The 8,499-nt window shown below is 38.5% G+C and carries 6 protein-coding genes and 3 pseudogenes; all 9 read left to right on the top strand.

What is annotated here, in order from left to right; genetic code table 11:
* Window positions 1-1,673: pseudogene (locus tag MK482_RS08890) on the top strand (hypothetical protein); the annotation flags it as partial.
* A complete protein-coding gene (locus MK482_RS08885) occupies window positions 1,670-2,245 on the top strand; it encodes a DUF6572 domain-containing protein (protein ID WP_261088297.1) in 576 nt (191 codons plus the stop codon). The pseudogene MK482_RS08890 and the gene MK482_RS08885, both read left to right, overlap by 4 nt.
* A 202-nt stretch (window positions 2,246-2,447) precedes the next feature.
* A pseudogene (locus MK482_RS09005) lies at window positions 2,448-2,999 on the top strand (T7SS effector LXG polymorphic toxin); the annotation flags it as partial.
* Between the two features lie 120 nt (window positions 3,000-3,119).
* Window positions 3,120-3,845: pseudogene (locus tag MK482_RS09000) on the top strand (hypothetical protein); the annotation flags it as partial.
* 923 nt (window positions 3,846-4,768) lie between these two features.
* Window positions 4,769-5,197 carry a hypothetical protein gene (locus MK482_RS08875; RefSeq protein WP_228113506.1) on the top strand — a complete coding sequence of 143 codons (429 nt, stop codon included), beginning with the start codon at window positions 4,769-4,771 and terminating at the stop codon, window positions 5,195-5,197.
* Between the two features lie 26 nt (window positions 5,198-5,223).
* On the top strand, window positions 5,224-6,099 hold the full coding sequence (locus MK482_RS08870) for a DUF4299 family protein (RefSeq protein ID WP_136937687.1): 876 nt from the start codon (window positions 5,224-5,226) through the stop codon (window positions 6,097-6,099).
* Window positions 6,100-6,307: 208 nt separating this feature from the next.
* Complete coding sequence (gene ifs / locus MK482_RS08865) at window positions 6,308-7,195, top strand: NAD glycohydrolase inhibitor (RefSeq protein ID WP_136937684.1); 888 nt, start codon at window positions 6,308-6,310, stop codon at window positions 7,193-7,195.
* Window positions 7,196-7,285: 90 nt separating this feature from the next.
* The gene (locus MK482_RS08860) at window positions 7,286-7,447 is read left to right on the top strand and encodes a hypothetical protein (RefSeq protein WP_268718533.1); all 162 of its coding nucleotides are present in this window, start codon (window positions 7,286-7,288) and stop codon (window positions 7,445-7,447) included.
* Window positions 7,448-8,335 carry an NAD glycohydrolase inhibitor gene (ifs, locus tag MK482_RS08855; RefSeq protein WP_268718532.1) on the top strand — a complete coding sequence of 296 codons (888 nt, stop codon included), beginning with the start codon at window positions 7,448-7,450 and terminating at the stop codon, window positions 8,333-8,335.
* Window positions 8,336-8,499: the final 164 nt, after the last annotated feature.

Genomic DNA, 8,499 nt, shown 5'->3' with positions numbered 1-8,499 from the left:
ATGCAGGGGATACCCATACGAAATCCTATAATCTCATCCGAGATACGCTTTTCATGGGGAATGACAAGCTGTATCATGATGTTGGGAATGTCTTTGTGACAGCGAGTGCCATCATGATTCCCATAGGGCAGACTCAGAGCGTTGTCAAGGGCTTGACCCAGTTTGCGATAGGGGAAGCAGGCGCCTATACAGCGGGTCAGGTTGCCTATCATGGGACTAAGCTCCTAGGTGGTAGTGAGGAAGACGCTCAAACCGCAAACTTTATCGGGAATATCGTAGGAGGTTATGCGGCCTCCTCTGCAGCCAGCAAGTTTAGTCTCAATAAGGTGAAAGTAGATGTACCAAGCGCTAAACCATCTCATCTGGATGTCCCACTTCAAGGCAAGCAAATAGCCAAGCTGGAACCAGCTAATGTACGTTTGAGTAGTAGGTCAGACCTGCATCTGAAAGCCAGCCCAGCTGATGAGACCCTGGCTAAGCTGAAAACCCATCCAACAGTTAGTGCTGACTTGCCGAAGATGAAGCAAATTAGGGCTGATTATAATGATTATGTCGTTCAAAAGACGAGAGTGGGAGAAAAACCACTCTCTATGTCAGATTGGAAGTTGAAAAATAATGTATTTGAACAAAATTTTGCTAACTACAGAGAGTTTTCAACTACAAAGATTGATGACTTCAAGACAAATTTCAAAGATGTCGAGACTAGGATAACTGTTGAGACACGTAATGCAGCAGATGAAATTCAACGTATCCAATTAAAAGCAGTCGGTGTAGATGAAACTGGAAAAATTCGCATTCAAGATTATACAACTGCAAAAGATGGTTTGTCCATTAAACGTCAAGATATTCTGGAAAATCTATCAAAACATGGCGGTACTATCGTAGGTGAAGGAAAAGGTCGCTTTACAGGTGGCACTAAAATTGAACCAGGAACTCGAATTGATGTGATTTCCAAACAAACAGACAGTTTTACAATTGATAAAGTATCAAGCTTTGACAAGGTGACGCAGTATACCAGTGAATTATACAAAACTGACTTAAGTTTAGAAGAAAAAGTTCAAAAACTTCAAAAGTATTTTACTGAGCTTGATGATAAAGTAGATATCAATGTTCCTTCTGATGCACAATATGTTAAATCAATTGAAGATGGTTGGATTTCATATGATTGGCCAGAAAGATTAGGATTTAAAAAAGGAACTGTACGTCCTATAACGAGAACTTCTGGTTTACCAGAGCGATGGGACCGGTTTGGACATATGGGAGGAGGTAACTTCTCGGATATTCCTAGCGAAGGACCATATACGTACAGTCAACGTTCAATTCCATATGTTGAAAATCTTAAAGCTTACCATAACGGTAACTTTAAAACCGATAGTTATTTTGATAAAATTGATGCTATCAGTGAAGGTGATATCAAGACTTTTAATAGGATTTTGAGAGAAGAAGGAATTGAAGGGGTGTCACAAGACCAATTTTTAGAGCTGTCGGATAAGTATCGAAAATATATATCCGATACATCTACTTCTTTGAGTATGTCTAGTGATGATATTAAGTATGGTGTTCATGGGAAAGCGGCAGAATGGGGTGATATGTCAGGTGGCGCTGAACAGATTGTAACACCTTTTGGAGGAATTGATATGCTGAATATGGGGATGATGGAGGAATTTAAATGACGAAACAAGAACTAGTAAATTTCGTTAATAAACACAGAGATAAGATAGGGATATTTCATATTGCGTTTGATGAACGATTTGAAGGTCAATTTACCTTGGGATACTATTACGATGAGAAATCTAGTCAATATAAAGTATATGAGGTTAATGAGCGCCAAGATATCTGGATAAGAGACGAATTTAAAAATGAAAGTGATGCAATAAATCGACTTTATCGTTTGATAAAAACAAAATTTTGGATAAAAGAAACTCCAATTCAGTTAGATGTTTCAGAAATTGATGCAATCGGAGCGAGTGATACAGACTTGGAACTTTTATTAATAGATGGCAATCTTTGGCTTCCAGATACCGAAGAAGAGCATCTCTTGAAACTTCAAGAAAAACTCAACAACTACATCTACTTCCTCGAAAGCAAGCAATATGTGGAGAGATATGGCGATAGCTTTGATAAAAAAGTCATCCATATCACCTTCCAATATTCTCCATCTGATAATGGACTAGCTTTTCTTGCAGCAGTTCAGAAGGTATTACAACCGACGGATATGAGCTTGAAGGTAGAATTACCGGAGTAATAAAGGGAGCGAAAGACGCTCTCTTTTTGTGGTATAATGAAGAAGGATTGAACCTATATCAAAAACAATTTAATGAACTCCACCAGCTGGTGACGAGCTATACGTCCTTATTGGGAACAGACATCGTACAGGAAAAGAGTTGGCCCGTACAGATACTGTATTGGGACAAACAATGTTTTCTGGCTTGCAGTAGGGAGGTTCTATGAGTTACAAGATAAAATTTGATGATATTACCTCTGTTCAAGTGGAAAGTCAAAAGACGATGAATGCTTGGGAAGAGGCCATCGCTAGTCTAAATAAGGCTATGAGCGACTTCATCAACAATCAAAATCTCCAAGGTCAGGCCGTCTCGAGTATGCGCAGTTACCTAGTAGAGGTACACGGGACTCTTCTTCAAACTCTGGTTAACCTGATGAATGACTACTCAACTAATCTCCTACTGTACAAGGATGGCTACTACCAGATTGATTCAAGCAATCATGCAAAGTTACCGGGTCAGATGTTTACAACCCTTCATAGTGATTTAAAGAGTTCACGTGATAATCTAAAGAGCGAGATTGAGCTCTTGAACACAGCCAAGGACAAGATTTCAGACTTGGTGAGCTATTCAGGAAGCAGTCATACCAGTACGGTCATGAACTATAACTTTCTCATGAATCAGGTCAAGAACTTGGACAACTCGATCATCCAGTATGAAAGTAATCATGCGAGTCAGGATTTGGTTGCCTTTAAGGAACTCTTGTCTGCGACTAAGGCCTTGATCGCAGAACATGCAGGGAAGACACGGACTGTAGGGACTTATCAGTCGGGTGATTTCGCCAAACTCCAGTCTGTCCAACGCTTTGCGATGGCCTACCAACAGGCGAGCAAGCAGATGGAGAGTCGCGTTGAGCGCGTGGAGGCTGCCCAGGAGAGGGACAAAGCTCGTTTTGAGGCCTTGGCTGCGGAGGATCGAGCCAAGAACGGTTGGAAAGACCTGGCAATTGGTGTGATGACCGTTGCGTTTAGTATTCTTGCGATTGTAGGAAGCATGGGTTTTGCGACACCCTTGGTTGTTGGGGCTGGCTTAACCGCAGGACTGGGGTCGTTTGCTTATGGGGCGTCTAATGCAGCGGAAGGGATTCATAACATCCAACTTGGAAATGCAGGGGATACCCATACGAAATCCTATAATCTCATCCGAGATACGCTTTTCATGGGGAATGATAAGCTGTATCATGATGTTGGGAATGTCTTTGTGACGGCGAGTGCCATTATGATTCCCATAGGGCAGACTCAGAGCGCTGTCAAGGGCTTGACCCAGTTTGCGATAGGGGAAGCCGGTGCCTATACAGCAGGTCAGGTTGCCTATCATGGGACTAAGCTCCTAGGTGGAAGTGAGGAAGACGCTCAAACCGCAAACTTTATCGGGAATATCGTAGGAGGTTATGCGGTCTCCTCAGCAGCCAGCAAGTTTAGTCTCAATAAGGTGAAAGTAGAGGTCGAAGCACCGAAGTATAACCGCGAGCAGATTCTGAAGAATCTGAAAGAAAGTAAACTTGCGAGGGAATCCAGTAACTTTGACCAGTATCTGGCGAAGGAGAAACTCCAACGGAGCTTAAACAAATCCCCATTAGTTAGTCGGGAACTTCCGAGGGTGAAGGGGGTGCACGATGTCGAAGCACCGAAGTATAACCGCGAACAGATTCTGAAGAATCTGGAAGAAAGCAAACTTGCGAGGGAATCCAGTAACTTTGACCAGTATCTGGCGAAGGAGAAACTCCAACTAGGCTTAAACAAATCCCCATTAGTTAGTCGGGAACTTCCGAGGGTGAAGGGAACAGCGAATCCATCACCAAGTCAATCAACAACTCGAGAAATCATTGACCAAAAATTAAAAGAGTATGGTGTTTCTTGGGATGAGTTTAATAGGCTAAGGAATACACGTATCACTGAAATGTCTCAATATGAGTGTGATATGATGATTGATATTCGTAAATCAATACCAAATCCAACGGAACAAACTGTTTTACAGAAGATTATTCCTGTTAAAGATGCAGATAATTATTTTGGTTCTAAAGGATGGGGTGTTGGTGGATTCATATCAAAAAGAGGAGATGTGGTTGATATTAAAACCATTGAAGATGCAGTGAATGGCTTGCGCCTTGATTATGAAAATTCTCCATTTGTTGAAACTATGATTGATGCAAATGGCAATAGGGTTGCAGTACGTGATCAGAATGGTAATTTGAAACTAAAAACAGATGCATTTGTCAGAATTGAATTTCGAACACACGACACTGATTATATAGATATTCCGATAGGTAATAGAGATGGTACAAAACTAGAGGCTGATCCAGCATCGGGTAATGGATTCATTAAGTCTGATGAATATTTGATTCCGGAGTATAAAATAGTTAAGCCAGACACCAAATTTCCTTCAGTCAAACTAACTGATGGGTCAAAAATGTATCTGAATGTTGGAGGAGAGGAAGTATTAGTAGGAGTTGTGAAAAATGGTAAAATGTATTACGTGGAGGAATGATGGATAAATTATACATAGTGGTTGATGGAATTGAACATCAATACTTTGATTGTGATAGTACAGGATATTATTTGATTTCCTATGATCCTTTATCAGAGAATAATGGTTATAAATTATTTGATTCAGAGTTGAAACAATATAGAAAATATTTGACAGATAAACAGGTTGAAAAAAAATATAAAATTATAGATTATATTTGGTTTAATGAACAAAAATGGGATATTTTTCAACGAAGTGATGATAATTTAGATAAACCCAATTCATGGGTAACGATTGTTTCCGACGATATAGAATTTTTAAATAGAAATGGATTATGGAAGGAGGAGAATTTAGTTGAAAGTAGGTATGGACATTTGTATTACTGTTCTTTACCAATCGAGGCAGAAAAGTTTTCTCTAATTCGAACTAGAAAAAATCTCCCTATATAGTTAAGATAGTAAGAAAGTAGTTTATGATGAAATCAGTTAATTTTACAATAAAAAGCAACCAATCACTAAGAATTGGTGAGGTGCTTCAAGCAGAACTTTTTGAATGTTACAGCGTTTCCGCTAAGGATGCAGGATTAAAGCCATCTGCGGACTCTCTTATTTCGGATTTCCATTCTGTTCAGTTTGGGGTCAAAGAGAAGTCTAGTCTAGGATTCCGTCTATCCTTTGATGGTCAAGCCTATCAGGTATCTGTTCCAGATTTGGCGACTGCTTCTGACTGGACTGGAGCCTTGATGTTCTTGAAAACATTGCTGGTTCTCTTAGATGTAAGTGTGTGTGAACATGATGGAGTGGACTATGATAAAGATTCCATTCTTGATTTTCATTTCACGGATATTTTCTTATCAGCTCTTTCAGAATTGACCAAGGAAGTAAAAGTTCATCCCATCGTGGAAATTATGGGAGTAAAACGTCCTATTTACATCAATGAACTCTACCTAGGGCAGATTATCCATGTGCCGGATGATCAACTCTTAAATAGCTATGACCAGCGTTTGCGCTTTACCCAACAGCTAAATGCTTATTACTCTGAGCAACAAGTTTTTAAAATAGAGCAAAATGGAGAGGATATCATTATCCCTATCAATTATCTAAATAGTGAAGGACGAACAATCTTACCATCTCAACCAGAGCTAGAGCCTCAATATTTACAAGAGTATCGAGGAAGTAAGGTTGCAGTTGCACGACTGTTTATCATGACAGCCGATGGCGAAAAACTAGCCGAACTTCCTTATCGGGAATTCTTAGAGTCGTTGACTGAGGGAATCTATATGCTAGATGCCAAGTATGTTCTTGTGGACCCAATTTCTCCTGAAATGTTGCAGAAGTTATCACAAAAATAACATTCTAAGAAACTTATTAGTCTGTTCAAGATTGAAAAGTTTACCATCTGATATTTTTTTCAGGTGGTTTTCTTTTTCCTTAAGTTCCCCATTTTATTTTTTCTGTATTTATTTTATGCTATAATAAGACAAAGTTTTAATACTATCATTCAACAACAGATGGAGTAAATACATAGAAATAGGTAGAATTAACCAATGGAGTAAATAAATGAAGAAATTTGAAATACCAGAGCCTAAAGATTATCAAAATTTTGTAAAAGACTATCGTGAAATAATGAAGGAAGGGAAAGAAGCTGAAGTTTTTCTAGGGACCGAAGCTAAGTATCGTTTTCGACAACGAGATTCTTATGACGTGGATAGTACAGATATTGGAGTATTAATGGAATATTGCCTATATCCTTTGTATGTGGAAGGTGATAGGGATATAGCACGCAGAACCTTTGACATCTTGAAAGATTTTAGCTTATCGGCTGACCTAGTCAAATTAGATAAGGTGACTGATTATATTTCTATGCAAGGTAGTCGTTTAAGAAGATATACAAGCCTTCCCTTTGTTATTGAAACAGATGAATTGGTAAGAAATATTATAGAAAGCATTTCAAAATTATCGGATGAGCAGAAACGTACTTATACCTATGAAAGACTATGTAATGTATTAGACCGTAGTCCATTATACAGGCAGTGTGATGAAGAAAAGGTAGAGAAGATTCTTAAGGAATTCAAGGAAAAATATGACAATCCACCTAAAGTAATAGAGTCCATTAAAGAAGTTGAGGAAATTGAACTAGACGTTACAAGCATAGATGCGATGGGTGTTTCAGATGACCATTTGGAGTTGTTGTTGATTGATGAAAACAAATGGATTGAGTCATTAGAAGAGGAGCATCTCTTGAAACTTCAAGAAAAACTCAATAACTATATCTACTTCCTCGAAAGCAAGCAGTATGTGGCACGATACGGTGATAAGTTTGATAAAAAAGTCATCCATATTACCTTCCAATATTCTCCATCTGATAATGGACTAGCCTTTCTTGCAGCAGTTCAGAAGGTATTACAACCGACGGATATGAGCTTGAAGGTAGAATTACCGGAGTAATAAAGGGAGCGAAAGACGCTCTCTTTTTGTGGTATAATGGGACTAGATTTTTAAAAAGATTATTTAACGGTTTTAAACAGCGAACTACTTATGCCAACGATTGACACAACGGGGCATTCTTACGGTGATTTTCTATCCGCTATTGAACGCCAAGGCTATTATGAAATCAAAAATCCACGTATCTATAAACCAGGCACTAATAAAATTGAGCAAATTGAAGGAATTTTCAGAATAAATCAATGGAGTAACTAAATGCAGGCATATAAATTGAAAAATAAAGAGAATTATAAATATTTTGTCAAACATTATCTAGAGGTGATGAAGGAAGGGAAAGAAGCAGAAGCATTTCTAGGAACAGAAACTAAGTATCGTTTTCGGCAACGAGATTCTTATGAACTTGACAGTACAGACATTAGCGTATTGATGGAATATTGCTTATTCCCTCTGTATGTAGAAGGTGATGAGGATATAGCAAGAAGAACTTTTGACATCTTGAAGGATTTTAGCTTATCGATTGACTTAGTCAAATTAGATAAGGTAACTGATTATATCTCTATTCAAAACTGGTTTTTAACTGAATATTCTAATCTTCCCTTTGTTATTGAAACAGATGAGTTAGTAAGAAATATTATAGAAAGTATTTCAAAATTATCAGATGATCAGAAACGTACGTATACTTATGAAAGACTCTGTAATGTATTAGACCGTAGTCCGTTATACAGACAGTGTGATGAAGAAAAGGTAGAGAAGATTCTCAAGGAATTCAAGGAAAAATACTACAATCCACCAAAGGTAGTAAAAACCATTAAAACAGTTGAGAAAATTGAACTAGACGTTACAAGTATCGATGCGATAGGTGTCTCTGATGACCATCTAGAGTTGTTGTTGATTGATGAAAACAAATGGATAGAGTCTCTGGAAGAGGAACATCTCTTGAAACTTCAAGAAAAACTCAACAACTATATCTACTTCCTCGAAAGCAAGCAGTATGTGGCACGATACGGCGATAAGTTTGACAAAAAAGTCATCCATATCACTTTCCAATATTCTCCATCGGATAATGGACTAGCCTTTCTTGCTGCGGTTCAGAAAGTGTTGCAGCCTACAGATATGAGTTTGAAGGTAGAATTACCAGAGTAATAAAGGGAGCGGAAACGCTCTCTTTTGTGGTATAATGAAGAAGGATTGAACCTGTATCAGGAACAATTCAATGAGCTCTATCAGTTGATGACGAGCTATACGTCCTTATTGGGAACAGACATCGCCTTGATGTCCGCTACAGGAAAAGAGTTGGCCCGTACAGA

This window comes from Streptococcus mitis (assembly GCF_026782865.1).
Lineage (GTDB): Bacteria > Bacillota > Bacilli > Lactobacillales > Streptococcaceae > Streptococcus > Streptococcus mitis_CG.
This window is presented reverse-complemented; position numbering and strand designations above follow the sequence as displayed.